Origin of the sequence: Maridesulfovibrio sp., assembly GCF_965230075.1 — a bacterium.
In the GTDB taxonomy this organism is placed as follows: domain Bacteria; phylum Desulfobacterota; class Desulfovibrionia; order Desulfovibrionales; family Desulfovibrionaceae; genus Maridesulfovibrio.
The window spans coordinates 432535-458493 of sequence record NZ_OZ245945.1 but is presented as its reverse complement, the minus strand read 5'-3'; the positions used below and the strand labels follow the sequence as shown (position 1 = coordinate 458493).

Annotated in this window: 22 protein-coding genes; 16 read left to right on the top strand and 6 right to left on the bottom strand. The window is 50.3% G+C overall.

The genetic code is table 11. The features are described 5' to 3' along the window. Window positions 1-3: 3 nt before the first annotated feature. The 6 genes from ACO05Z_RS02025 (at window position 4) to ACO05Z_RS02000 (ending at window position 7862) form a co-directional block, all read left to right on the top strand. The gene (locus tag ACO05Z_RS02025; RefSeq protein WP_421900000.1) at window positions 4-810 is read left to right on the top strand and encodes a transketolase; all 807 of its coding nucleotides are present in this window, start codon (window positions 4-6) and stop codon (window positions 808-810) included. Continuing rightward, entirely contained in the window at window positions 803-1720 is a 918-nt protein-coding gene (locus ACO05Z_RS02020) for a transketolase family protein (RefSeq protein WP_421899998.1), read from the top strand. The genes ACO05Z_RS02025 and ACO05Z_RS02020 overlap by 8 nt, the downstream gene beginning before the upstream one ends. A gap of 128 nt (window positions 1721-1848) precedes the next feature. Then, entirely contained in the window at window positions 1849-2508 is a 660-nt protein-coding gene (locus tag ACO05Z_RS02015; protein ID WP_421899996.1) for a class I SAM-dependent methyltransferase, read from the top strand. 11 nt (window positions 2509-2519) lie between these two features. Further along, window positions 2520-3587: a radical SAM protein gene (locus tag ACO05Z_RS02010; RefSeq protein ID WP_421899994.1), complete on the top strand. Its 1068-nt coding sequence runs from the start codon at window positions 2520-2522 to the stop codon at window positions 3585-3587. A gap of 15 nt (window positions 3588-3602) precedes the next feature. Further along, window positions 3603-5546, top strand: a complete 1944-nt coding sequence (locus ACO05Z_RS02005) for a sugar nucleotide-binding protein (RefSeq protein ID WP_421899992.1) — start codon at window positions 3603-3605, stop codon at window positions 5544-5546. 27 nt (window positions 5547-5573) lie between these two features. Then, window positions 5574-7862, top strand: coding sequence for a hypothetical protein (locus ACO05Z_RS02000; protein WP_421899990.1), 2289 nt, complete (start codon window positions 5574-5576; stop codon window positions 7860-7862). Between the two features lie 71 nt (window positions 7863-7933). Here ACO05Z_RS02000 and ACO05Z_RS01995 read toward each other — a convergent pair whose 3' ends face one another. From ACO05Z_RS01995 to ACO05Z_RS01985, 3 genes are all read right to left on the bottom strand, one after another. Continuing rightward, on the bottom strand, window positions 7934-8089 hold the full coding sequence (locus ACO05Z_RS01995) for a hypothetical protein (protein ID WP_015850438.1): 156 nt from the start codon (window positions 8087-8089) through the stop codon (window positions 7934-7936). Beyond that, window positions 8086-8340 carry a hypothetical protein gene (locus ACO05Z_RS01990; protein WP_421899987.1) on the bottom strand — a complete coding sequence of 85 codons (255 nt, stop codon included), beginning with the start codon at window positions 8338-8340 and terminating at the stop codon, window positions 8086-8088. The genes ACO05Z_RS01995 and ACO05Z_RS01990 overlap by 4 nt, the downstream gene beginning before the upstream one ends. An 82-nt stretch (window positions 8341-8422) precedes the next feature. After that, window positions 8423-9328, bottom strand: a complete 906-nt coding sequence (locus ACO05Z_RS01985; protein ID WP_421899985.1) for a LysR substrate-binding domain-containing protein — start codon at window positions 9326-9328, stop codon at window positions 8423-8425. A gap of 108 nt (window positions 9329-9436) precedes the next feature. Here ACO05Z_RS01985 and ACO05Z_RS01980 point away from each other — a divergent pair, with 108 nt between their 5' ends. Beyond that, entirely contained in the window at window positions 9437-10429 is a 993-nt protein-coding gene (locus tag ACO05Z_RS01980; protein WP_421899983.1) for an aldo/keto reductase, read from the top strand. A 156-nt stretch (window positions 10430-10585) separates the two neighbouring features. Continuing rightward, the gene (locus ACO05Z_RS01975; RefSeq protein ID WP_421899981.1) at window positions 10586-11986 is read left to right on the top strand and encodes a two-component system sensor histidine kinase NtrB; all 1401 of its coding nucleotides are present in this window, start codon (window positions 10586-10588) and stop codon (window positions 11984-11986) included. A gap of 44 nt (window positions 11987-12030) precedes the next feature. Here the strand turns inward: ACO05Z_RS01975 and ACO05Z_RS01970 are convergent, their stop codons facing one another. From ACO05Z_RS01970 to ACO05Z_RS01960, 3 genes are all read right to left on the bottom strand, one after another. Then, a complete protein-coding gene (locus ACO05Z_RS01970) occupies window positions 12031-12393 on the bottom strand; it encodes a cupin domain-containing protein (protein ID WP_421899979.1) in 363 nt (120 codons plus the stop codon). A 107-nt stretch (window positions 12394-12500) separates the two neighbouring features. Beyond that, window positions 12501-15740: an efflux RND transporter permease subunit gene (locus ACO05Z_RS01965; RefSeq protein WP_421899977.1), complete on the bottom strand. Its 3240-nt coding sequence runs from the start codon at window positions 15738-15740 to the stop codon at window positions 12501-12503. Beyond that, a complete protein-coding gene (locus ACO05Z_RS01960) occupies window positions 15740-16897 on the bottom strand; it encodes an efflux RND transporter periplasmic adaptor subunit (protein ID WP_421899975.1) in 1158 nt (385 codons plus the stop codon). The genes ACO05Z_RS01965 and ACO05Z_RS01960 overlap by 1 nt, the downstream gene beginning before the upstream one ends. 231 nt (window positions 16898-17128) lie before the next feature. Here ACO05Z_RS01960 and ACO05Z_RS01955 point away from each other — a divergent pair, with 231 nt between their 5' ends. From ACO05Z_RS01955 to ACO05Z_RS01920, 8 genes are all read left to right on the top strand, one after another. Continuing rightward, complete coding sequence (locus tag ACO05Z_RS01955) at window positions 17129-19075, top strand: ATP-binding protein (RefSeq protein WP_421899973.1); 1947 nt, start codon at window positions 17129-17131, stop codon at window positions 19073-19075. A 45-nt stretch (window positions 19076-19120) separates the two neighbouring features. After that, a complete protein-coding gene (locus ACO05Z_RS01950; protein WP_421899971.1) occupies window positions 19121-20608 on the top strand; it encodes a sensor domain-containing diguanylate cyclase in 1488 nt (495 codons plus the stop codon). A gap of 64 nt (window positions 20609-20672) precedes the next feature. After that, a complete protein-coding gene (locus ACO05Z_RS01945) occupies window positions 20673-20846 on the top strand; it encodes a hypothetical protein (protein WP_421899969.1) in 174 nt (57 codons plus the stop codon). A 61-nt stretch (window positions 20847-20907) separates the two neighbouring features. Further along, the gene (gene fabG / locus ACO05Z_RS01940) at window positions 20908-21630 is read left to right on the top strand and encodes a 3-oxoacyl-ACP reductase FabG (RefSeq protein WP_421899967.1); all 723 of its coding nucleotides are present in this window, start codon (window positions 20908-20910) and stop codon (window positions 21628-21630) included. 137 nt (window positions 21631-21767) lie between these two features. Further along, window positions 21768-22982, top strand: coding sequence for a beta-ketoacyl-[acyl-carrier-protein] synthase family protein (locus ACO05Z_RS01935; RefSeq protein ID WP_421899965.1), 1215 nt, complete (start codon window positions 21768-21770; stop codon window positions 22980-22982). Continuing rightward, window positions 22982-24478 (top strand): phytoene desaturase family protein, encoded by a 1497-nt coding sequence (locus ACO05Z_RS01930; RefSeq protein WP_421899963.1) that lies wholly within the window; start codon window positions 22982-22984, stop codon window positions 24476-24478. The genes ACO05Z_RS01935 and ACO05Z_RS01930 overlap by 1 nt, the downstream gene beginning before the upstream one ends. Further along, complete coding sequence (locus ACO05Z_RS01925; protein WP_421899961.1) at window positions 24460-25689, top strand: beta-ketoacyl-[acyl-carrier-protein] synthase family protein; 1230 nt, start codon at window positions 24460-24462, stop codon at window positions 25687-25689. The genes ACO05Z_RS01930 and ACO05Z_RS01925 overlap by 19 nt, the downstream gene beginning before the upstream one ends. Then, on the top strand, window positions 25686-25940 hold the full coding sequence (locus tag ACO05Z_RS01920) for an acyl carrier protein (RefSeq protein WP_421899959.1): 255 nt from the start codon (window positions 25686-25688) through the stop codon (window positions 25938-25940). Before ACO05Z_RS01925 ends, ACO05Z_RS01920 begins: the two co-directional genes overlap by 4 nt. Window positions 25941-25959: the final 19 nt, after the last annotated feature.

Here is a 25959-nt window from a genome sequence, read left to right as displayed (position 1 = left end):
AACTTGGACCAGCGCTCTAAAAAACTCAGAAAAAAAATAGTGGACGTACTCCACCATGCCGGACGCGGTCATGTCGGGCCGTCCATGTCTTTGGTGGAGATGTTGCGCGTGCTGTATGATTCGGTTTTGAAATATGATCCCGCCAACCCGCAACTACCGGAAAGAGACCGCTTCATACTCAGCAAGGGACACGGCTGTCTGGCCCTATATGTCTTGCTGGCCGAAAAAGAATTTATCAGCGAGGATGAACTTTTCAGTTTCTGCTCTTTTGACGGACTGTTGGGCGGTCACCCCACAACCAAGACACCGGGAGTGGAATTCGCCACCGGGAGCTTGGGACACGGTTTGCCCTTTGCGGTGGGAGTTGCCGCAGCCCTTAGGATCGACAAATCGAAAAGCCGCGTTTTCACTGTCCTCGGTGACGGGGAATGCGGTGAAGGATCGGTCTGGGAAGCAGCCATGAGTGCAGCCCGCCAAAAGCTCTCCAACCTGACTGCGATCATAGATTACAACAAACTGCAATCATACGGCCCTACCGAAGAAATTTCCGGGCTGGAACCCTTTGCCGACAAATGGAAAAGTTTCGGATTCGCAGTGCGCGAAGTGGACGGACACGATGTTTCCGCTTTGGAACAGGCTTTCAAAGCCCTGCCCCTAGCAGAAGACAAGCCCTCGATGATCATCTGCCATACTGTCAAAGGCAAGGGACTGCCTATTGCTGAGAACAATCCAACTTGGCACCACAAAACAAAAATGTCCGCCGAAGACCACGCCATGATCATTAAAAGCATCGAGGATTACCATGCGTAAAGCTTGTCTGGAACAGGTCTATCAACTGGCGAAAAAGGATAAGCGTGTAGTCTTCATGGGGTCTGACCTCGGTGCGGGAACCCTTTCTCATTTCCAAGAAGAGATGCCTGAACGTTTTTTCATGGAAGGTATTGCCGAAGCGCACACCGTGGGCATGGCCTGCGGAATGGCCCATGAGGGCAAAGTCGTTTACGTGAATACCATCCAGAGTTTTCTGACCCGCCGCTGTTACGAGCAATTGCTGCTCGATGCCTGCATGCATAACCTGAATGTTCGCTTCATCGGCAACGGCGGAGGGCTGGTGTATGCTCCGCTGGGTCCCACCCACTGGGCGACCGAAGATCTTTCTATCCTGCGGACCATCCCCAACCTGACCGTGCTTGCCCCGGCTGATGCCGAGGAAATGAACCGGCTAATGCCCCAGACCCTTGATCATAAGGGACCGATATTCATCCGCCTTGCCAAGGGGTACGACCCCATCGTCACCAAAGAGACGTCCTTTGAAATCGGCAAAGCCTACCCTTACAGCGAAGGTAGGGATGTGCTGCTGATCGGCTGCGGGGTCATGCTGGGAACAATGAAGCAGGCCGAGAAATTGTTGGCCGAGTCCGGGATTGAAGCCTCCCTCCTGCACCTGCCGACCATCAAACCGCTGGACAGCGAAACGATCATCTCCCGGGCGCGGAAAACACGGGCAATCATCACCTTAGAGGAAAACACAATCCTCGGCGGCCTTGGCAGCGCGGTAGCTGAGATCTTAGCCGAAGCATGCCTGCCCAATCCGCTACGCATGAAACGGATCGGCTTGCCGGACTCATTCAGCGAAAACTACGGTTCGCAGCTGGAGCACTTCGCCCACAACGGGTTGACTGCGGAGAATATCGTCAAAGAAGCCCAAAAACTATTCTAGATACTTTGCCCTCGCTTTGGCGAAGCCACACCAAAAGGTTTTGGGATTCTTAACCCCTTTTGCAAAAGGGGTTAAGCCGCCGGAGGCAAAATTATTTAATCCAAAAGCGCGTAGCGCATCATAATAAAATGGAAAACCTATTAAATCTAATCACTCCGCTGCATACATCCACCAAACGCGAATACCTGCCACGCATGGTCGATGACAAAGTTCAGTGCATGCTCAAGGCCAAGGAATACGAATTCGATTACTGGGACGGCGACCGCCGCTTTGGTTACGGCGGCTACCGTTATCTTGAGGGGTATTGGACTCCCATGGCCCAAGGGCTGATCAATACTTACGGGCTGCAAAAAGGTTCACGTATTCTGGATGTAGGCTGCGGCAAGGCTTTCCTACTCTATGAACTGCATAAGCTGGGCATGGAGGTCCATGGATTCGATATTTCCCGCCACGGATTAAACGAAGCCAAAGACGAGATCAGGGACAACCTGTTCATGCACCGGGCCGAAGAACCGTTTCCCTATGCAGACGGGGAATTCGATCTGGTAATCTCAGTAAACTCCCTGCACAACCTGCCCGTTTTTAATCTCAAGAAAGCACTTGCAGAAGTGGAGCGGGTTGGCCGGGATAAATATATTTGCGTTGAAAGCTTCCGCAACGAGCAGGAATTGTTTAACCTCCAATGCTGGGCACTGACCTGTGAATCTTTTTTCAGTAAAGATGAGTGGGAATGGCTTTTCGAAGAATTTAAGTACACAGGCGACTACGAATTCATCTACTTTGAATAAACGAGGAAAGTATGCAGCTCTATACCAATCTGAAAATTTTCCATTACCAGCATAAACTGGACTCCCTGCCACCTGAATCGGAGCGAACCGAAGCTCCTTTGCATATCCGCATCAAGCCTACCAACGCTTGCAACCATAGCTGCTCCTACTGTGCCTACCGAAACCCCAACTTGCAATTGGGACAGGATATGTCCATTGCCGACCGTATCCCGGCGACTAAGATGAAAGAAATCGTAGACGACTGCATTGATATGGACGTCAAAGCAGTAACTTTCAGCGGCGGCGGGGAACCGCTCTGCTATCCGCAACTGGCTACAACTGCCCGGACTCTAGCCGAAGGCGGAGTAAGCATAGCCACCCTGACTAACGGGGGATTACTACACGGGGAAGTTGCCGAAGTGTTTTCTTCCATGGGCACTTGGATCAGGATTTCCATGGACGGCTGGGACGGCCCCAGCTACTCCCGCTTCCGCTCTGTTGACGAGAATGAATTTTCCAAGATCATGAACAATATTGAGAACTTCAAGAAATTGAACGGGAAATGCTTTCTGGGTATCAGTTACGTCATCAACCGCGATAATGCCGACCACGTATTTGAGATGGGCCAAAAGCTCAAGGATGTGGGTGTGGACAGTATCAAATTTTCAGGCTGCGTGGTCAGCAACGACGGTCACGAAAACAACCGTTACCATGCACCTGTTTTCGGGCGCATTAAAGAACAGACCCAGCGTGCCAAAGAAGAGCTGCAATCAGACGGTTTTGAAATTTTTGACGCCTACCACGAATTGGATGAAAAATTCGACAAATCCTACCAGTGGTGTCCATACCAGCAAATCCTGCCGATCATCGCGGCAGACCAGCGGGTCTACTCATGTCAGGACAAAGCCTACAACCTTGATTGTGGAGTACTGGGCTCCATCAAGGATGTGCGCTTCAAGGATTTCTGGTTCAACAACCGGGATAAGTTCTTCAAAATAAACCCGTCCAAGGATTGCAATCACCACTGTGTTTCCAACAATAAGAACATGCTCATCCACGACTATTTAAATGCAAATCCAGACCACCTGCCCTTTGTTTAAGCAAGGCGGAAATTAATGAAAATTCTGGTTATCGGTGACGGAGCACTGGGCAGCGCAATTGCACGGCAGGCCAAAGAATTCGGGCATGAGCTATTCCAAACATCGCGCAAAAATCCGGACCTGATTCATCTTGACCTGTTAAATGAACAAGAGTTCACTTTTCTACCAGATACAGATTGGGCCGTGTTTACTGCCGGAATATCCGGCTATAAAGAATGCGCTGGGGATCATGAATCTCGCTTGGTCAACGTAGAGCGGACTATCGAACTTTGCAGTACACTCCTTAAACGGGGCACGAAAATTCTTTTTCCATCCAGCACTGCTGTTTTCGATGGAAAAATGTCTTTCCCTACACCGGAAACTACCCCCACACCGGCGACTGAATATGGTCGACAAAAAGCAGAAGTGGAAAAATTTCTGCGCCAGTACCCGGACCAAACAGCTGTCGTGCGGCTGACCAAAATTCTGGACCGCGACACCCCACTCATTGCGGACTGGCTTAGAAGCCTTGCCGCCGAGAAAGAAATAACCCCATTCAGCGACTTGACCATTGCCCCGGTCCTTTTCGAGGATGCAGCTATTGCCTGCTGCCGGATTATGGAAAATGGGGGTAGCGGTATCTGTCATTGTTCCGGACCGCAGGAAATCAGTTACCTTGAATTCGCCCGTAATCTTTGTGTACAGGCCGGATTTGATTGCAAACTGATCAGCCCGACCAGTTGTAAGGGAATTCTGGACTTCTGCCCGGAACATTGCGGTCTTGATTCCAGCAGCACTGAAAAGTTCATCCAATTTAAATTTCCAGCTGCCGATCAGGTCATTAAAAAACTCATCCAGCCCCGTTGCCTGCTCTGCGGAAGAACTACCTTGCACTATTTTGAAGAGTATACAGACTTCCCCGGCATTACTTCGGACTGCAAGCCTTGGCTGCGCTCAGGTGAGTTCACGCTCTGCAAGGAGTGCGGACACGTCCAGAAAAAGCTTTCCCCTCAATGGTACAAAGACATCAACAAAATATACTCCGGCTATGAAATGTACCCCTTGAGTGCAGGCAGCGAACCGCTCATATTTGATGATAAGGGCAAAGCCACACCCCGCAGTGGAATTTTGCTGGATGGTCTTATCTCCACGCTTGCCCTACCGGATGAAGGGGCTATCCTTGATGTGGGCTGCGGCAACGGCAGCCTGTTGCAGCAGTTCAACCTGCGCCGGCCCAAGTGGAAATTATACGGACACGAGCAATCAGAGCAGCGCGAAGAAATCCTGCACCTTCCCGGAGTGCAGGGGTTCTATTCCGGTAAATTGGATTCCATAGAACGCAAGTTCGACCTGATCACCATGACCTACGTCATCGAACACCTGACCGATCCGGTCGCGGTACTCAAGCAGCTGGTCGGATTGCTACACGAAGACGGACAGATCGTGATCCATACCTCCTCGTTCGAAGATAATCCTTTTGACCTTATGGTTTGCGACCACTGCTCCCACTTCACCCCGGAGACGCTGAAATTTCTTGCGGCAGAGGCCGGTTTGCAAGTCACCGCAAAAACCGACCCGTGGCTGGCCAAGGAGATCGGCATTGCGGCTTGCAAAAGCACATCGCAACAGCCTCCGGTCCAAATAGAAAACAATATAAAAAGCATAGTATCTGCCCTGAATTGGCTGGAGCAACTAACCAGAAAAGCAAAGCAGGCTGCATCAAGACAGGAAATAGGTATCTTCGGCACCGCCGTAGCTGGGACATGGTTGGCAGCATCTCTTGAAGAAACCACATTTTTTGTTGATGAGGACCCTTCCAAACAAAGCCGGACTCACATGGGCAGGCCAATTATCGGACCTGAGAACATTCCGCAAAACGCTGCGGTTGTCATGGGTTTCAACAATGATCTGGGCAAACGTATTGCGCGCAGACTGAACGATTGCTACCCCCAAATTAATTTCATCATCCCGGACAACTAAACTTTCAATCCCTATGACGGAGCAGAGATGGGCATTGCCGAACTTATTGAAAATGCAGCCACATTTATGGCTGATAAAAAATACATAGAAGCTGAAATCGCCATCAAAAGAATACTCAAGGTCGAGCAGGAAAACACTCAGGCCCTTAAGATGGCTGCAGAACTGGCCTTGGAATGCGATCGCCCGAAAACGGCAGTAAAATATTTTGAGCGGTATCTGGATACAGCAAAGCCTGACCTTGAAACTTCACTGACAATCGCCGCTGTTTTCAATGCACAGGATATGCAGCATCAGGCAGGGGAAATGCTTACCCACGCCCTTGAGCTTGAGCCGGGAAATGAAAATGCTAAGAAACAATTCCTGCAACACGCATACAACTCCTCCGATATGGACTCTTTTCCCTGTGAAACACATATGGACAGCAGCGTCCTGCGCCGGAAAGAAGACATTTTTTTCCATGTGGTCATCACTGTTTTCGGCGAAGAGTTCACCACCTTGTTTGCAGACGACGTCCTGCCCACACAGCTGGGGCCGAATAACATTGAAGTTCTCAATACAGAAGCCCGTTCGGTCTACATCATTTACACCACTCCCGAAGATGTCCATATCATCAAGCAATCCCCGGCTTACAAAGAACTGATCCGAATCATGGATGTGCGGATCTACACTGTTGATTTCGATTTAATGGACGAAGCCAACAAGTACGACTACATGATTCAAAGCCACAAGCACGCACTGCGCAAAGCCAACGCGGAAGGAGCACGGGCTGTTATTCTCGCTCCTGATGCTGTTTTCTCGGAATCAACCTTCCGCAACCTCTATCGGCGAACAAAGGAAGGCTACAAGGCAATCATGATCGGTACCATGCGAGTGACCAAGGAAGATTTCCGCCCACTCATGCGAGACCGCTTTTTCAATAAAGGCCGGGTGGAAGCCCCCATACCTGCACGGGACATGGTAGATATGGCAATTGCCAACCTGCACCCGGATGTTCGCAACGCCGTCATTGGATCGGAAAAATACAACGGCTGGACCTCACAACTACTATGGGAAATACCCGGTGAGGGAATTCTTGCCCATAATTTCCATCTGCATCCCATAATGATCCACCCTGAGATACTGAACGATTTTCACGGAACCATTGATGATGATTGCGTTCGCAAAATATGTGAAGATATTGAAAGTGCATACATCGTTTCCGACTCTGATGAAATGATCGGCTTTGATATGAGCAAACGGGATGTAAGGACAATTGAACTGGATACACCATTCAGTGTTGATTGCGTAGCCGCATGGATGGAAGATTATGCCGACAGTTTTCACCGCTATTTTATGGAACATGAAATCCGGGTCCATAACGGCAAGCAGTCTTCCAGATGGGAGAAAACTGCGCAGCAGGCGTTAGAGATTGTTCACAAGATAAACAACTTCCAAAACACAAAAGAAGAGCACTTATTTCCCAAAATCCTCGCAGACTACGACTTGCGTTTTCCGCCGCTCGGCATAACTTCCGCCTGCATAAACATTGAAGTGGAACTAAGCGGCGAAGTCTGCCGTAAATGGAGCAACTACAGCAATCTGCAAATTATCAGCTCAGCTAGTGATTGCGAAAACAGAGGAGAATCTCTGAGCCTGAAAACGAAACAAATTTGTGCTGCTGCCAGCTCAAAAGGACAGAGCGGACCGGAAATCCAGTGGACCTGCAATCTTAACGAAACTATTGCCTCCCGACTGCCGGACATATTAAAGCAAGCCGAATCATCCGGTGTTACACAGATTAACTGCATGGACTTTAAGAACAATGTGTTCAAGCTCAGAAACGAATCTTTCAGCAGGACTGTCGAACAGATTAACAAAGCCCGTGAACTGGCAGAACAAAAGGGAATCACCCTGAACCTTCTCCCTGCATGGGATGAAATGGTAAAGCACGCATTGGCTAGCGACAAAGCCGAGGATGAATTCGGAGTTAAGTTGGATATTGCTGTGATCCCGCTCCGAAATGGAGAGCGAACAAGAACAAAAGTCCCCGGACCGGGAGAGACCAGATTTTGCATGCTCCCATGGGACTCACCTTACCTTATGCCTAGCGGGGATGTTCATTCATGTTTTATGCGAAGCCAGAAAATGGGGCGGACAAATGGCGAGACATCAATCAGGAAAGCCATGCATAGCGCAGAGTATACAGATTTGCGGAAACAACTGATCACCGGAAAAATAACAGACGAAAGCTGCCTGTACTGCCCCGTTGCCAGCATCAGGCCACTGCGCGAACTTAAACGCAGTGTAGCGGACATGATCCGCGCCAGCATGGAATAAGCACAACAAATAAAAAGACCTGCCTTTATCAAAAGCAGGTCTTACTGTTAATAAGCACTCAAGGCCGTAAGCTACTTGCGGCCTTTCTTACCGCCGCTCCCGCCAGCACGTACAAGTACTGGGCTACCGTGGCGATGGCGGTGACGATGTTTACGTTTAACTACCAGAGGCAAAAACAAAAGTGTACCGATCGCTCCGAAGAGAGCCAGTCTGGCTAATGTACTCATGCTGTTTCCTCCGCTGTTTCTTTTGCATCCTTGGAGACAAGGGAACTTCCTTTTTCGCGAGCCTGTTCGGCCAACGACTTCACATCTTCCTTGATCCCCTCATACTGCTTGACGGTCCAGTCCTTAGCCTTCAATCCGGCTTTAACAGTGCACACTGCTGCGGGACGGACTTTTTCAGACTTCAAAGCATAACCTGCCAGAACCCCGGCTGCTGCACCGGCTGCGAAAATTACTATTCTTCCAAGAGCCATAATGACCTCCTATTTTTCACTGTTCAGCTATAATTTATACCTCTCATAACAACAGTGCAAAGCCTGAAGGCAAATATCACTCTCAATTTTTTCCCTGCTCCCGGTTTCTCCAATTTTTCCGGACGGCATCAATGAAATTACTGACTGCCGGGAAACTGCTCTCCTTCCTATGAATCAAATGTAGTTCAATAACTGGAAAATCCCCGCTCAACCTCTTGAATACAACTCCATGCGGCCTTCTACGGGCCATGCTTTCCGGGACAATGCCAATGCCCATATTTGCAGCAACAAGTGCAACAGTAGCACTTTTACGGGCAGCCTCCTGCACCACATCCGGCACAAACCCGGCTTCGGCAAAAACCTTCATCCATTCATCATACAGCCGGGGCTGTTCTTCACGAGGAAAAAAAATGAACTGCTCTCCGGAAAGATCCGAAACATCCACCCCTTCCCTTTCAGCAAGGAGATGGTCCTCAGGGACAACCAAAGCGTATGATTCACGATGGAACAACTCACAAGCAAGATCTGAAACATCATGCCGGAACAACCGCACAATTCCGGCATCAAGTTCACCGTTGCGTACTGCCTTAAGCTGCTCATTGGTGAACATTTCCTGTAATCCCAGCCGTACTGCGGGGTACTGCTCTTTATATTCACGAATGATATCTGCCAGCGATGTTTCAAGAGCAGGCCCTATATAACCCAAAGTAAAACGTCCGCCCTGACCGCTGGCGGCATCAAGCAAATTTGCTTCGGCCCGCTCAATGGAATGCAAGATGTTCGGGACATCGCGCATCAGGGAAACTCCTGCCGCAGTTAATGCAACCGAACGCTTATTGCGCTGAAATAATTTGACTCCGAGCTCATCCTCGAACTTCTTGATCTGTTGGCTCAAGGGAGGCTGTGAAATATGAAGCCGCTTGGCAGCCCGCCCAAAATGCAACTCTTCTGCCACGGCCAAAAAATATCTAAGCTGTCTTGTTTCCATCAATAATATCTATCAGATATTACTCTGATCCAAAAGATATATTCGACATATTTATTGCCCGGAAATATTAATACCCAATCCACCAACACCTAATAACCGGAGATAAATATGTCTGGAAGAATGACTTTAAAAACACTCGGCAACAGCGATATTAAAATTTCACCGATCGGCCTAGGCTGCATGGGTTTAAGTGAATTTTACGGCCAGCCCATATCAGAAAAGCAGGGCTGCGAATTAATCCTCCACGCCCTTGATCAGGGTGTAAACTTCTTTGATACCGCTGACATGTATGGCGGGGGACATAATGAGAAACTACTGGCAAAAGCCCTTAATACGCGCCGGGAAGAGGCGGTGATCGCCACCAAATTCGGCATTGTCCGCGAGAACGGCGAATACGCCCGGACAATCAGTGGCAAGCCCGAATATGTACGCAAATCCTGCCATGAAAGCCTGCGTCGGCTGGAAACAGACTACATCGACCTCTACTATATCCATCGCGTGGACAAAAACACGCCCATTGAAGAAACCATCAGTGAAATGTCCAGACTGATGGAGGAAGGTAAAATCAGGGCCATCGGAATATCTGAGGCTTCTGCGGAAACCATCCGCCGTGCGCATGCGGTCCATCCGCTCTCAGCCCTGCAATCAGAATATTCCATGCTCACCCGGGATCCGGAAACGGAAATACTAGACCTGACCAACGGGCTGGGAATAAGCTTTGTTCCCTACAGCCCTATCTGCCGGGGATTGCTCAGCAATTGGAAACCATCCGAGGATAAAAGCGACTTCAGAAATATGCTGCCCCGCTTTCAGGGCGAAGCCTATGACAGCAACAAAACCATCGCTGACTCCCTTGCCCGGATAGCAGAGGATAAGGGATGCACTCTGGCCCAGCTCTCACTGGCATGGGTCTGCGCGCAGGGTGAAAACATCGTACCCATTCCCGGAACCACAAAAATCAAAAACCTTGATTCCAATATCGAGGCAACACAAGTGAATTTGAGCAATGACGACCTTACCGCCATTGAAACGATCCTCACCGCCAATACAGTGCAGGGCAATCGCTACACCGATGAAGGAATGAAAGGGGTAAATATATAAAAAACAATCCCCTTTCCTCTTACTTCAATAGGAAGGGGGATTAAAGATCGACTACACAATCCTGTTCATATCTGTACTCACCTGACAGGGCGTGATATGGTGGACTACCAGCACTAGTGCTCGGTCTCACTCTTCAAACACCTTGGACAGGATACAATGGCAAAACACAAAGATAAACGTCCACACATTGCCCTGTTTGTCGCGGCTATATATGCCCTATTCGGTTTTTTCTGGATTTTATTCTCAGATAAGCTTCTGACCCTTCTCGTGCGTGATACGGAACTGATTAACCAGATCCAAATTTTTAAAGGCTGGTTTTATGTCCTGATCAGTGCCGCAATAATATACCTTCTGGTCGATAAATATGATCGTTCCGTGCAAAAGAGCCAGCAGGACTATAGAAGGCTGCTCGAAAACATTGCCGATCCTATCTATCTGGTAAATTCGGATGGACAGATTGTGGATACAAATGAAGCAGCACAAGAAGTTCTCGGTTACGGCAAATATGAGTTCAGCGAGCTGACCATGGCAGACCTAAACCCTAATGTTGATCTAGAAGAATGGAGCAAAACCATTGCCAATGCTTCCCATGATCAAAGGTTTGCACTGGAAAGCAGACACAAACGCAAAGACGGCACCACCTTTCCCGTAGAAGTGGTCGCCTGTGTTTTTGAAGATGAAGGACAAATCTTCTATCTTGGGGTAGCCCGTGACATCTCCCATAGGATTCAGACACTTGAACTGCTTGTGCAAAATGAAAAAATGAGTTCACTGGGCGCGATGGCTGCCGGGATAGCCCATGAAATCAACAACCCGCTATCAGCCATACTTGGTGCCTGCCAGAATATCACCAACCGGATATTCAAGGACACCCCGCGAAACCTGCACACTGCAGAGGAATGCAACGCGGATTTGGAAGCCATGCGGGAATATATGCGCAAGAGAGATATCCTGCGCATGATCAGCTCCATATCCGATGCCGGAGAACGGGCCTCAAAAATTGTATCAAGCATGCTTAATTTCAGCCGTGGCGGCTCAAAAAAAATGCATACCTGCCAGATTACAACTTTGATTGATGAAAGCCTCGAGCTTATTGCCTCGGATTTCAGTTTCAGCTGCAATGCCAAATTCAATCAAATCAAAATCAATAAGGATTACACTCCACACCCCCTGTCCGTATGCTGTATCGGCAGCGAGATACAACAGGTGATTATGAATTTGATAAAAAATGCATGTGAAGCCATGGCCGAAAAAGAATATTCAGAAAAGAGCTTCCCACAATTACACTTACGGGTAAGAAACGGCAGGCACTTGGTTTTCATAGAGGTGGAAGACAATGGCCCCGGAATTGCGCAGGATAAACTGAAAAAAGTATTCGAGCCTTTCTACACATCCAAAGATGTCGGCCATGGGACAGGACTGGGCTTATCTATCTCCTACTTCATCATCACTGAGCAGCACAAAGGGACGATGGAAGTAAAAAGCACACGCGGCAAAGGGACTAAGTTCATTATTACCCTGCCGGAAGGGACATGTAATTGCTGCCCGACAAAATAAAAAGGAAGCCCGTGCAACCGGACTTCCTCTTCAATTATTGAATTCTACTGCTTGATCAAAGTCAGCAGCATCTTGAACCGCTCCCGGGCCTCAAGGCCGTGGGGGATGTTTGCGGGCATGACAATAGATTCTCCAGCCGCTACGTTGAAGACTTCATCACCGATGGTCACTTCGGCAACTCCGTCCAGCACCTGCACCATGGCATCACCCGGTGCGCTGTGGGTGCTGATCCCTTCCCCGGCATCAAAAGCAAAAAGGGTCAGGGAAATCTGCTTTACCTGCGAAAGAGTCCTGCTGACCACCTGCCCTTCCTGATAAACAACCAGATCGGTAAGATTAAGCACCTTGTTATGGTCAATATTCTTTATGGTTACGTTCGTAAGATCCTTGAGTTCGAAGTCAGCCATATGAACCTCCATGTAAATGGGTCGTTTTATATTCAGGTTGAATTTCTCAACCTCTACGGCTTAAATTTCACACAAAGATGGTAGGAATTATATGACGTAAGTCAATCCTACTTATTTTTCTTCTCAAAAACATAATAGCCCACCGGGATCACCAGCAACGTGAACAAGGTGGAAGCGAACAGCCCGAAGATCAGTGCCCACGCCAGCCCGGAAAAGATCGGGTCAAGGGTGATGGGCCATGCTCCAAGGGCGGTGGTTGCCGCAGTCAGGGCGATGGGCCGCAAACGCACCGAACCGGACTTGATGATCGCCTCCTTCAATTCCATACCCTCGGCAACGGATTGACGGATAAAATCGATAAGTACCAGCGAATTGCGGATGACGATCCCGCCCAATGCAATCATGCCGATCATACCGGTAGCAGTGAAGAAAACCGGATCGGCAATAGCTTCACCAACCACGCCCTGCACTGTCCCGGCACTGATCAGGTTGAGCAGCCAGAATCCGGGCATGATGCCCAGCAAAGTCAACGGAATAGCACACATGATCAGCAGCGGCATACCGAAGGACCCTGTTTCCACAATGAGCAGAATATAAATGCCCAGCAGGGCCGCACCGAAGGCAAGGCCGAGATCACGGAAAACATCCAAGGTAATCTGCCACTCGCCTTCCCCGGCCCAGTCGGACCAGATGAACGGAGGCAACGGGTCCTGCTTAAGCTTGCTTTGCATATCAAGTATGGCTTCCCCCGGTGCACGCCCGGCCATTTCCGCGAACACATAGACCACACGTTTGAGATTCTTGTGATAAACGGGTTGCTCACGGCTGATTTCCACCAGACTGCCCAGCTCGGCCAAGGGCACAGACTTGCCGTCAGCAGTGCGCACCTTGAGTTGTTCAAGGGAAGAGACATCTGCCCGCCGCAACAGCGGAAGGATGAGCCGCACCGGAAGCGGATTGCGTTCGCCCTGCTCGTGTACTGTGGCCGGAACCATACCGGACAAGGCCATCTGTAAAGTATTGACCACATCGCGGGCACTGACGCCATGCAGAGCCGCTTTTTCCTTGTCGAGCACAAAGTCGACCATGGTCTGGTCAGCTTCGGTGGAACTGTCGATATCCACTACTCCGGGTTCTATATCCATGGTAGCTGCAATCTGTTGCGCTCCTTCAATAAGGGCCGAATAAGGACGGTCCTCGGCTCCGTAGACCTCTGTGGTAATGGTGGAAATTACTGGAGGTCCGGGCGGAGATTCAACAATCTTGATATTGGCATTATTGCGCTGGGCAACTTGATCCAATTCATTGCGCAAACGAAGCACAATGGCGTGACTCTGTTCTTCGCGCTGGGATTTATCCGCCAGATTGACCCGGATATCGGCCATGTGCCCACCCTCGCGCCAATAGTAATGGCGGACCAGCCCGTTAAAATCCATGGGCGAAGGCTCTCCGGCATAAGTCACGTAGTTGGTCACTTCAGGAACGGTTTTGAGAACCTGCTCCATTTCACGGACTACCCGGTCGGTCTGTTCAAGGGGTGTCCCCTCGTCCATGTCGATGACAATCTGGAATTCATTCTTGTTGTCAAAGGGCAGCATCTTAAGCGGAACCATCCTAAATCCGGCCAAGGCCATGGAGAACAGCAGCCCGACCACGATCACACCAACCAGCATCCAGCGCCGCACACGGGATTCTAAAAATGGAGTGATGATCCGGGTATACATGGACTCAATACGTCCCGGACCGGAGCCGCTTGCTGCAGCCTTGGGCTGTAAATTCTTGAGCAAACGGAAGGCCAGCCAAGGCACAATGGTCAGGGCGCAGACAGTTGAGAAGGTCACGGTCAGCGGAACATTGGCGGCCATTGGCGCCATATACGGTCCCATCATCCCGGTAATGAAAAACAGCGGCACGAATGAAACAATGATCGCCAGCGTAGACATGATAACCGGAGGCAGGACCTCGGAAACCGCATCAAGAGTCGCCTCAGACGGTTTCTTCTTTTTCATGAGAATATGCCGCTGAATATTGTCCACATTGGTGATGGGATCATCCACAACCAGCCCAAGAGAAAGTATAAGCGCGAAAAGGGTTACCCTGTTGATGGTATAACCGAGCAAATAGTTGACGAACAGGGCCAGTGAAAAACTTATCGGAACAGCTAAGGCCACAACTGCGGCTTCACGCCAGCCAAGAGTCAGAGCCAGCAGGATAACTACAGTAATGACGGCGAAGCCCAGTGAACCGAGCAACTCATCAACCTTGGCGTCTGCGGTCTTACCGTAATCACGGGTAACCTGCACTTCAATCCCGGCGGGCAAAATAGCCTGCTTAAGTTGCTCCATGCGTTCAAGCACGGCCTCGGCAACCTTGACCGCATTGGTCCCTTTTTTCTTGGAGAATGCAATAGTCACTGCCGGACGGGAACCCTGCTCCGGTTCCTGTCCCATATTGCTCAGGAACATACGTGAAAAACCGATCCGCGAATAGGAATCTGCTTCCTGCGGGCCGTCCATGACTTCGGCAACATCACGCAGATAAACCGGACGGGAATTAAAAACACCCACCACCAGATTACGCACATCAGCGGCGTCTTCCAAAAAGGAATTAGCGGACACAGTAATCTCGCGATTCCCGGAAAGAACTGAACCGGCAACGGCAGACTGATCCGCTCCTTGGAGTGCTCCGGCAATTTCCAGCGGGGAAATATTAAACCCGGCCATGCGTTCAGGAAGCAGCTCCACCCGAACTTCACGGGAACGTCCGGAAACAAGTGAAACGCGCGAAAGGTTCTCCACCTCAGCCAGCCGGGAAGCCAGTTCCTCAGCGACCCTGCGCAATTCAAAATCGGAAATATCTTTGCTTTCGGCAGACGGATAAAGAGTCAAAGCAACAATGGGGACATCATCAATTTCAACAGGCTTAATAACCCAGCTTGCGGCAATTCCCGGCGCCAAGTCCCTGTTCTTGGCAATGGCGTTATGCAGCTTGATCAGGGATTCCTCGCGGTCCTCGCCCACATAGAAACGAACTGTAACCATAGACGAATCCCGCCGTGAAACCGAATAAACATACTCCACCCCGTCAATCTGCCAAAGAATGCGTTCCAGCGGAGTGGTGATCAGCTTTTCAACCTCCTCCACCCCGGCACCGGGAGCCTGCACCATGATGTCAGCCATGGGCACCACTATCTGCGGTTCCTCTTCACGCGGGGTGAGCTGGACAGCGGCCACGCCCAGCAGGAGAGCACCGATGACCAGCACCACAGTCAACTTTGAATGGAGAAAGAAACGGACCGCCGATGCGATCAGCCCTTGGGCCTGTTCAGGATTTAATGGGGCGGACATTATTGCTGTCCCCCGGCTGCGGAGAACTCAAAGCCCACAGTTTCATTGCCGCTTAGTCCGGAAAGAATCTCCAATTTATCCCCATGGCTCGAACCGCTGCGCACATAAACCGGCTCCCAAGTTTCGACCAACTTAACAAGCACGGTCTCAAGCTGCCCCACACGGGTCACGGCTTTTGCCGGGAGGAGCACAGTCTGCTTTTCCCCAACAGGAATAAGTAAACGCCCGAACATGCCGGGATAAAGTCCGGGTAATGGATCAAGTCCGACCTTGACTAAGAAGGTACGGGTCAAAGGATCGGCAGAAGGAACCACTTCCTCCACTATCGCCTCGGTCTGTTCGCCAAAAGCCTGAATGTCCACACCCAGTTTCTGGCCGATGCGCACCTGTCCGATGACACCTTCACGCACAAGGGCTTCCAAGCGTAATGTCCCACCGGTTTGGATCAACATGAGCGGCTTACCGGGAAAAGCAAGATCACCGGGCTCGACCATGCGCTTGGCAACTTCACCGTCAGCCGGAGCGGTAATGGTGGTGTAGTCAAGGTTAATGCGGGCGGCCTCTACACCCTTGCGAGCCTGACGGACACCTGCGGAAGCTGCATCCAAACCGTCTCCGGCCTGTGCCAGAGCAGCCTTGGCCTTAAGGTAGGCAGCCTCTACCCGGTCAAGCTCATCCTGCGTTGCGACCTTATCCGCAAAAAGTTTCTTCATCCTCTTCCATGTGGCCGTGGCTGTGCCGGATTCGGCCTTAGCTGCGTTGATGGCTTCACGGGCCTGACGTTCGGAGGCCTCGGCAGATTTGAGTCCCTGCTCTGCGCTCTCAAGCCGGGTCTTGAATTCACGGTCATCCAAAACGATCAGCTTATCGCCCTTACGGACCTTCTGCCCGGAGCGGACCATAACCTTAAGCACTTTACCTGTTACCTGCGCCTCAATGGAGGCTTCAGTTTCAGGACGCACGGTTCCTACTGCTTCATAAACAACAGGCACATTAACCAGCTCAGCAACAGCAGTAACTGCCGGAGCTTCTGCCACTCGTGTAGAGACAATACGTCCCTGTTCAATCATCCCGGACTTAAACGAACCGGTCATCCAAAGAACCAAAAACATTATGGCAGCACCCAGCATGGCGACCAGAATACATTTTTTAGTCATACTTCACTCCAGTAAAGCCAAAACAGAACATGGGAAAGACATTATTACATTACTTATACAGCCGTTAAGCAACTGTTTCAATTACAAACATTTATTCAAAAGCCGAAATAGGCCAACTATACAAGCATCCTTTTATAAAAAACACCCAACTAATTCACAATAAATTGATTTTTCTGTATTGTGCCTTAGCTTTCATGCCTAAACGGCAAACAATATATTTTCGGAGAATCGATGATAACCAAGAAAAAACAAAAGGACATAGAACACTACAGGTTAATTTTTGAATTTTCTCCGCTGGCAGTGATCCGTTTTGACAAAACAGGAACCATTATTGATTGCAATCAGAAGTTCATAGATCTGATGGGATCAAGCAAGGAAAAGCTGATTGGGTTCAATACAATACGCAAAAGCTCCCCTAAAATGAGTGCTGCGGTAAAACAGGCAGTTGAAGGTAACAGATCAGAATACGAGGACATTTATACTTCCGTTACCGGCAATAAAACCACATATATCCGCGCCGTATTCAACCCCATTAAGAAAGGTAAAAATCCCACGGAAGTTATCGCCACCCTTGAAGACATATCCGAACGAAAAAAAGTAGAAGCCGAGCTGGCTAAAACTGAAGCCCGCTTTAAAGTAATGGCGGAAAATACCAAAGACCTCATCTACCATTTTTCAGTACCCGATAAAAAATTCAAGTATGTAAGCCCAGCCTGTCTGGATGTCACCGGCTACCCTCCGGGAACATTTTACAATGATTCACAATTCTTCTTTGACCTGATCCACCCGGACTGGCAGGAATTCATGCACCAGCAATGGAGGGACATGGCTTACGGAAAAATGGCCCCTCTTGTGGAGTACCAGATCATTGATCGCTACGGGAAAACGAAATGGCTGCAGCAAAGCAATGTTCCCTTCTACGATAAGGAAGGAACCCCCATACGGGTTGAAGGGATAGTTCGCGATGTCACGGAACTTAAAAATGCGCTTGAGCGGGTAGAACAGGAAAAGGCAAAAGCTGAAGCTGCCAGCAAAACCAAGTCCGAATTCCTTGCCAACATGAGCCACGAAATCCGCACCCCGCTGAACGGTATCATGGGTATGCTGCAACTCATGGAGACAGAAACGCAGACTCCCAAGCAGGAAGAATATATCAATGCGGCAATGCAGGCATCCAAACGTCTGAACAATGTACTGTCTGACATTCTTGACCTGGCCCGGGTCGAAGCAGGCAAACTGACCCTCTACAGCAAAGAATTCAACCCTGCTGATGAGTTGAAACACGTATTCGAACTTTTTGAAGTCACTTCAAGACGTTCCGGAGTCAATCTGGAGCTCAATCTGCTTTCAAAACTGCCCCGGATTGTCATCGGAGATCCGGCCCGTTTACAGCAGGTCCTGACCAACATTGTAGGTAATGCCTTGAAGTTCACCCACAAAGGACATGTTTCAATAGCAGCGCAACTTTTGCCCCGCAGCACTCCCGGGAACTGTCATATCCTTTTTACTGTTGAAGACACCGGGGTAGGAATTGCAGAAGACAAAATGAACCTGCTATTTCAATCCTTCACGCAGGCCAGCGAAGGATATACCCGACAATATCAGGGGGCAGGACTGGGGTTATCCATTTGTAAAAGGCTCACCGAACTTATGGGCGGGAGTATTACTGTGGAAAGTACTGCCGGCCAAGGAACAACTTTTTATATTTCCATTCCGTTTACTGTCCCTGACTGCAAAGCCCTGTACCGCGAACATTCGAATGAAGAACCTGAAGTCATAACCTCATTCGGCGAATACCGTATCCTCATAGCTGAAGATGAAAAAGTAAACAGACTCTACACCAAGCAATACCTCGAGCAACAGGGCTTCACAGTAGAGGCGGTAACCGACGGCCAACAGGTTCTGGACAAACTATTCTACGAAGATTTCAACCTTGTTCTCATGGACGTGCAGATGCCAATAATGAACGGCATTGAAACAACCAAAGCCATAAGGAAAGGCGAAGCCGGTGCACATAATAAACGAATCCCCATAATAGCCATCACTGCCTACGCAATGCAGGGTGACCGGGACCAGTTTATATCACAAGGCATGGATGACTATATCGCCAAGCCGGTGATCAAAGAAGAGTTATACAAAGTCATCATGAGAACACTACAGCAGAACCAATCCTCCTGATCCACAGGTTGACGAACGCCGCTTATACGTGAAATACAATCCGTTATGGGTATAAATACGGGGAATTTCAAAAATCTGGGCAACTCTTATGAAGAGGGGTCCAATGCTGCCGTACTCTCGGCTATTGCCCGGAGCGCAGAAGAACTTACATCCGGCAAAGGCTGGCCGGATGGAGTCAACGATCTGCTTGCTGCTCTGGGAAAGGCTACCGGGGTCAGCAGGGTTTGGATATTTCAAACAATCGAAGTTACCGAAACCCATATTACTCAAAATTACACCTTTGAATGGGCTGGCGCAGCCCGTTACAAACAGCTGGGCATGCCCATGTTCAGCATGTTCACCAACAAAATTGACCGCCCTGAATACCGGGAAACCATCCAAAGCAGACTACGCGGCGAATGGCAAAAAATGGTCATCGACAAGTTGGAACCGGGCTGGTTCAGGGACAATCTCGAAGTCCAGAAAATCAAGTCCATGCTAACCATCCCGATCATGGTCGAAGACCAGTGGTGGGGAACCTTGGGGTTTGACGATTGTGACCGGGCCTATGACTGGTCGGACGTGGAAGTCGCCCTTCTGAAGACCGCCGGATATCTTATTTCGAACGCTGTGCTACGGGACCGCCTCAGCGCAAAACGCAGACAGTTCAGCATCCTCAAGCAATTGACTGACAGCAGCGTCTGGGAATTTGATTTCAAGACCGGACAAATCTGGTGCTCCCCCGAACTTCTGTATTCAGTCCCGCTACCAACTGACAATATCCGCTTTTCCCTGCATAAAGCCCTGCACCTGATCCACCCGGACGACCGCCGACCGCTGATTTCCTCGGTAAGAAGATATCTCAAAGGGGACCGCAAAAAAGTATTCCGTTTTGACATGCGTTTGTTTACTGATTGCGGCGACCTGCGCTGGGTGGAAGTCATCGGCAACATCCGCAGTAGTGAAGACGGCAAACCGGAACAGTTGGCCGGAATCCTGATCGATATCCGTAAAAGAAAACGCGAGGAAGAACGGCTGCGCGAGGAAGCGGTTACCGATCCGCTTACCGGAGTAACCAACCGCCGCCTGTTTGAGCACCGCCTTCAGGAGTTCATCGACTACTCCATTAATGAAGGAACAGTATTCTCTGTACTCTTCTTTGATATTGACCATTTCAAAGAACTCAATGACCGATACGGGCATCAGGCCGGAGACCAAGGATTACGCCATCTGGCTAACATTTGTGAATCCCACCTGCGACGCAACGACCTGCTTGCCCGTCTGGGCGGAGATGAATTCGCCCTGCTCCTGCCCGAAACAAACCAAAAGACAGCATCCGCAATCGGCGAGAGATTGCTCCGGGCCGTGGAGTCCACCCCCTTTGAGTACGACGGGAAGACACACATCATGACTATCAGCATCGGACTGGCCAGCAATGACGGACGCCTTACCACCCCGGCACGTTTGATCGAAGTAGCCGACACCGCCCTTTACGAAGCCAAGCAGACTGGACGCAACAGGCTGGCAACACTGACTGGCTGCCTGCTGAGCTGAGTGGAATTGACTTTTCAGAACAGACCGGATTATTTATTCACAACAAAAACTTGCTGGAGGAAATATGATCACCAGAATTGCCGCTGCACTGATCATTGCAGCACTTATGATTTCTTCCCTTGGCTGTGCGAAAATCGGCAAGGCCACAGGTCAGGCCGTCAAAGAAGTCAAGGAAATGCCCGGAGAATTCAAGAAGGGCTACGATGATGGCAGACATTCCGAAGAAGACAATATTTAAGTTAAACAAATAATTCCGCAGACAGGGGCTTTACGCCCCTTTTTGCTTTAGGCTGATTGAAATGTCACAGATTGCTTTAATTACCGGAGCCAGCAAAGGCATAGGCGCAGCCATCGCCCTGCAATTGGCTGAAGACGGCTACGATATCTGGCTCAACTACCGCAGTGATGATGCGGGAGCAGAAAAAACAGCTGCTGCCATCCGCGAAATGGGCCGGGAATGCACCCTGCTCAAATTTGACGTAACCGATGAAGAAGCCGTGGAAAACGCTCTTTCTCCCCTGCTCCAAGAAGAAGTTCCCTACATCGTGGTCAACAATGCCGGATTCGCACGTGATTCCATCATGATGATGATGTCTTCCGAAGACTGGAACAAGGTTCTGCAGGTTCATCTAAGCGGCTTCTTCAATGTGACCAAGCCTGTGGTTTCACGCATGCTGCGCAAGCGGACCGGACGGATCATCAACATCGCTTCCACTTCCGGTGAAACAGGTGTTGCGGGACAGACCAACTACTCTGCCGCCAAGGCCGGACTTATCGGAGCCACCCGCTCGCTGGCCGTGGAGGTTGCCAAGCGCAACATTCTGGTCAATGCGGTTACTCCCGGATTTATCGAAACAGATATGGTCGCTGAATTGCCTGTAGATCAAATCAAAGGGCAGATTCCCCTGAAAAGATTAGGCACACCGCAGGAAGTTGCCGGAGTTGTTTCATTTCTCTGCTCGGACAAAGCTTCTTATATCACCGGACAGACCATCGCTGTAAACGGCGGAATTCATACCTAGTGTTTCGTCCAGCGACCTAGAAGACCTGCATCAGACTCAAAAAATAATATATTTACCTTCTCCTTAAAATAAAAGTGAACCCGTATTTTGTGGACCTGTTTTAAGGACGTCAGACCTAGTATCCGGGAGATATTCTCTTGTACAAAGTGGTAATCACAGGCATCGGAACCATTTCGGTTCTGGGGTCGGATCTTGAGACCATTGCCGATGCACTCAGAAACGGACGCTCCGGCATTGAAGTGGATGAAGAGCGCATCAAGCTCGGCTTTGAAAGCCCTTTGACCGGGGTAATCAAGGACTTTAATCCCAAGAAATGGCTGGCCCGCAAGCAGCGCAAGACCATGCCTGAGTTTGCGGTACAGGCATACGCGGCCGCCAAACAGGCCCTTGAACAATCCGGCCTTGCTGAAGAAGATCTGCACAATGACGAAAGCGGTCTCATTTTCGGTTGTGACTCCAGCTGTATTGCCGCCCTTGAACAGGTAGAATTACTCAAGGAACGGGGCGAGACATCACTAATCGGCAGCGGTGCTGTTTTCCGTTCCATGACCTCCTGCGTGACTATGAACCTGAACACCCTTTTCAAAACCCGCGGAGCAGCATGGACCATCAGTTCGGCATGCTCCAGCGGCGGGCATGCTGTGGGGCAGGCCTTCAATCTCATTGCCACAGGCCAGCAGGACCGGATCATCTGCGGCGGTGCTCAGGAACTGAACTGGCAGTCCATGTGCAGCTTCGACGGATTGGGAGCTTTTTCAACCCGCACCGAGAACCCGGCGCAGGCCAGCCGACCATTCGACAAGGACCGCGACGGGCTGGTGCCCAGCGGAGGGGCTGCAGCCATCATGCTCGAACGCTACGATATAGCCCAAAAACGCGGTGCCGAAATTCTGGGTGTGGTCAGCGGATACGGATTTTCCTCGGACGGAGAGCATATCTCCGTTCCCGGCAGGGACGGGCTGGCAAGAGCAGGAGCCAAGGCCCTCAAGCAGGCCGGACTTACCCCGGCGGACATAGATTACATTTGTGCCCATGCCACCGCCACCCCGGCCGGAGACAACGCCGAAGCTACTAATATCAAAACTCTTTTTGGTGAGAACAGTCCGCGCATTTCCTCCACCAAATCCATGACCGGACATGAACTCTGGATGTCCGGGGCCAGTCAGGTGGTCTACACCACACTCATGAACCGCTACGGATTCACTGCGCCGAACATCAATTTCAGCGCTGGAGATGAAGAAACTTCCGGTCTGAACATCCTCACTGAAACCGACAACCATCCACCACAGAAAGCCCTGCTCAACTCCGCAGGATTTGGCGGAACCAACTCCTGCCTCGTTCTTGAATTCTAATGGCTGATTACGATCACATAGTTGTTGGTGCGGGAATTTCCGGCATGACCTCCGCCCTCTTGCTGGCCAAGCAGGGGTACAAGGTCGCGCTGGTGGAATCCTTCCCCCTGCCCGGACCGACAGTACGCGGATTCAGCAGACAGGGAGTACATTTCGAAACAGGAATCCACCTCATTGGCGGCCTGGGTGACGGCGATCCACTGGATACATATTTCAAACATCTGGGTATTGGAGACGAACTGGTCAAAATTCCATTCAAAGAAGACGGCTGTGATTGCTTTCGCTTTGAAAAACAGGAAAACCAAGTCTGCCTGCCCCATGGTTATGAACGAGTCCGCCGGACTCTCTGCCAGAAATTTCCCGCTGAACAAAAAGCCATTGATAAATATCTGGAACGGATCAGGACCATTTTTGAATCCTCTGCCTTCCTTAATTTCGAGCTGGATTTCAGTCTGGATTCCCTAGCCCATGATGAAACTGAATCCCTGCGCGATTATCTTGATTCCATCACCGGGAATCAGGAACTCAAAGACCTGCTCTGCTGCCACACGCTACTTTACGGCACCCCACCGGAGCAGGCCATGCTCTCCACCCATGCCCTTGTTGCCGGATCATATTTCCGCTCCTCGCATACCATTGAAGGCGGTGGCAAAGCACTGGTTGATGCTTACCTGAAGCAGCTCAAAAAACACGGGGTGGATATTTTCTGCGGCAAAAAAGCCGTGCGAATCAGCCACGACGAAGACAAAAATTTCAGAAGCCTGCTGCTGGATGACGGCAACAAACTGCGTGGCGAAATCTGCATCTGGTCAGCACATCCGGCATCCATGCTGCGCTGTGTAGAAGACGGAGCTTTCCGCCCGGTCTTCAAACGCAGGATCAATGAACTTCAGGAAACCGTGTCCGCCCTGATCCTCTTCGGAATCGCCGAGACTCCGGTTGATGCCCTGCAAGGTCGCAACATCTACCTCTGGCCTGAATCTGATTACAGCGAAGTCCTTTCCGGCAAAACAGATATGGGCGATAACGCAATCTTCCTTTCCGCAGGGCAAACACTTGGCCGGGACGGAAAGCAAAGTGTCACCGCCATCATGCCCTACAGCTTTGATAAGTTCAGCAAATGGCAGGATTCAAGCTTAAGGGATAGACCGCAGGACTATCTCGATTTCAAGACTGAACTAAAAGCTGAATTTGAAGGACAAGTCCTTGCGCGCTGCCCGGAATTACGCGGAAAGGTAAAATTCATTGATGCGGCAACCCCGCTAAGCTTACGCGATTACTGCCACTCCCCCTACGGCAGCATGTACGGCGCGGCCCATACTGTTACACAATATAATCCACTCCCGGCGACCAAAGTAAAAGGGTTGTTGCTGGCCGGACAATCCATCATCGCCCCCGGAGTGATGGGTGCGGTGGTTTCCGCCTACCTGACCTGCGGATTCATCTACGGACACGAAAAGATTCACGAGGAACTGAGATGCATATACAATGCGTAGTCATTACCGGAATGGGCGCAATTTCCCCGCTGGGCAGTGGTGTGGAAGAACTCTGGAACGGGCTTGTTGCCGGACGTTCCGGAGTCAGCCGTATGGAAGAACTTGACGCAGTAAAAGGATTGCGTCCGCGCATCGCCGGACGGGTCCCGGAAGTAAAAGCCAAGGCTATTCCACGCAAAGCCCGCCGGACCATGTCCAACCTTTCCATCTTCGCAGCACTTGCCGCACTTGAAGCCATTGAGCAGTCCGGGCTGGACGCAGATACTCTGACCGGAGGAAGGACCGGACTTTCCGTAGGCTCCACCACCGGAAGCTCACAGGCTTTAGAACAATTCTTCAAGCTCTATCTACCGGAAAATTCCCTTGAAGCCATCCGCGGTACTGAATTTTTCAAAATTATGAACCATAGCGCAGCCGCCAACCTTGCTCAATTTCTTGATATCAGCGGACGGGTAATTGCGGCCTCGGCAGCTTGTTCCACCGGATGCCAGAACATCGGATTGGCTGCGGAAGCCATTGCCTGCGGCAAGCAGGACGTAATGCTCTGCGGTGGCACAGATGAACTTCATCCCCTGACCGTGGGGACTTTCGACATTATCGAAGCGGCCTCCATTTCCGGGGAAAATAATCCCACCACCGCGTCCCGACCCTTTGACGCCAAGAGGGACGGCATTGTCTGTTCCGAAGGCGCGGGCATCCTGCTGTTGGAAAGCTATGAACACGCCAAGGCACGCGGGGCTGAAATTCTGGCCGAAATCACGGGCTTTTCATCCCTGTGCGACAGCAGCAACATGGCTTCGCCAAGTACAGAGGCCATTGGACGCTGCATGGCTGAAGCATTGAATGATGCCGGGATTTCCGATTCAGAAATTGACTACGTGAACGCCCATGCCACCGGCACCCTGCAGGGAGATGCATCCGAAGCACAGGCAGTGGCAAATTTGCTCGGTAACACTCCCCCGGTCAGCAGCTTAAAAGGACATCTGGGGCATACCATGGCTGCCAGCGGAGCCATTGAGACCATCGCTACAGTACGCATGATGCAGGAAAGTACAATCATTCCCACAGCAAATCTTACTACACCAGCCGCAGAATGTTCTGCAATAAACAACGTCTTGCATTTGCAGGAAAGACCCATTACATATGCGCTGAAAAATAATTTCGCCCTTGGTGGTATTAATACATCTCTGGTTTTGAGGAGACATAAATGACCGACGCAGAAATCATTAAAAGAATCAACTCCGCTTTAGCTGAAGAATTCGAACTGGAGCTGGATGAGATGGTGCCTGACGCAATCTTCAAGGACGACCTTGACCTCGACAGCCTTGATGCTGTGGATATGGTCATCGTTCTGGAACAGGAATTCGGGATCAAGATCAAAAAAGATGAAGCTTTCAAGGCCATCCGCACTTTAGGAGACCTGCATAAATTCATCTTAGACAAAAAAAACGAAGCCGCTTAATTCAAGCGGCTTTTTGCTC

Excerpts from the sequence above, each read along its gene's own strand:
- ACO05Z_RS02020 (WP_421899998.1), top strand. The coding sequence starts at position 803 with ATGCGTAAAGCTTGTCTGGAACAGGTCTATCAACTGGCGAAAAAGGAT.
- ACO05Z_RS02015 (WP_421899996.1), top strand. The coding sequence starts at position 1,849 with ATGGAAAACCTATTAAATCTAATCACTCCGCTGCATACATCCACCAAA.
- ACO05Z_RS02010 (WP_421899994.1), top strand. The coding sequence starts at position 2,520 with ATGCAGCTCTATACCAATCTGAAAATTTTCCATTACCAGCATAAACTG.
- ACO05Z_RS02005 (WP_421899992.1), top strand. The coding sequence starts at position 3,603 with ATGAAAATTCTGGTTATCGGTGACGGAGCACTGGGCAGCGCAATTGCA.
- ACO05Z_RS02000 (WP_421899990.1), top strand. The coding sequence starts at position 5,574 with ATGGGCATTGCCGAACTTATTGAAAATGCAGCCACATTTATGGCTGAT.
- ACO05Z_RS01995 (WP_015850438.1), bottom strand. The coding sequence starts at position 8,089 with ATGAGTACATTAGCCAGACTGGCTCTCTTCGGAGCGATCGGTACACTT.
- ACO05Z_RS01990 (WP_421899987.1), bottom strand. The coding sequence starts at position 8,340 with ATGGCTCTTGGAAGAATAGTAATTTTCGCAGCCGGTGCAGCAGCCGGG.
- ACO05Z_RS01985 (WP_421899985.1), bottom strand. The coding sequence starts at position 9,328 with ATGGAAACAAGACAGCTTAGATATTTTTTGGCCGTGGCAGAAGAGTTG.
- ACO05Z_RS01980 (WP_421899983.1), top strand. The coding sequence starts at position 9,437 with ATGTCTGGAAGAATGACTTTAAAAACACTCGGCAACAGCGATATTAAA.
- ACO05Z_RS01975 (WP_421899981.1), top strand. The coding sequence starts at position 10,586 with ATGGCAAAACACAAAGATAAACGTCCACACATTGCCCTGTTTGTCGCG.
- ACO05Z_RS01970 (WP_421899979.1), bottom strand. The coding sequence starts at position 12,393 with ATGGCTGACTTCGAACTCAAGGATCTTACGAACGTAACCATAAAGAAT.
- ACO05Z_RS01965 (WP_421899977.1), bottom strand. The coding sequence starts at position 15,740 with ATGTCCGCCCCATTAAATCCTGAACAGGCCCAAGGGCTGATCGCATCG.
- ACO05Z_RS01960 (WP_421899975.1), bottom strand. The coding sequence starts at position 16,897 with ATGACTAAAAAATGTATTCTGGTCGCCATGCTGGGTGCTGCCATAATG.
- ACO05Z_RS01955 (WP_421899973.1), top strand. The coding sequence starts at position 17,129 with ATGATAACCAAGAAAAAACAAAAGGACATAGAACACTACAGGTTAATT.
- ACO05Z_RS01950 (WP_421899971.1), top strand. The coding sequence starts at position 19,121 with ATGGGTATAAATACGGGGAATTTCAAAAATCTGGGCAACTCTTATGAA.
- ACO05Z_RS01945 (WP_421899969.1), top strand. The coding sequence starts at position 20,673 with ATGATCACCAGAATTGCCGCTGCACTGATCATTGCAGCACTTATGATT.
- fabG (WP_421899967.1), top strand. The coding sequence starts at position 20,908 with ATGTCACAGATTGCTTTAATTACCGGAGCCAGCAAAGGCATAGGCGCA.
- ACO05Z_RS01930 (WP_421899963.1), top strand. The coding sequence starts at position 22,982 with ATGGCTGATTACGATCACATAGTTGTTGGTGCGGGAATTTCCGGCATG.
- ACO05Z_RS01925 (WP_421899961.1), top strand. The coding sequence starts at position 24,460 with ATGCATATACAATGCGTAGTCATTACCGGAATGGGCGCAATTTCCCCG.
- ACO05Z_RS01920 (WP_421899959.1), top strand. The coding sequence starts at position 25,686 with ATGACCGACGCAGAAATCATTAAAAGAATCAACTCCGCTTTAGCTGAA.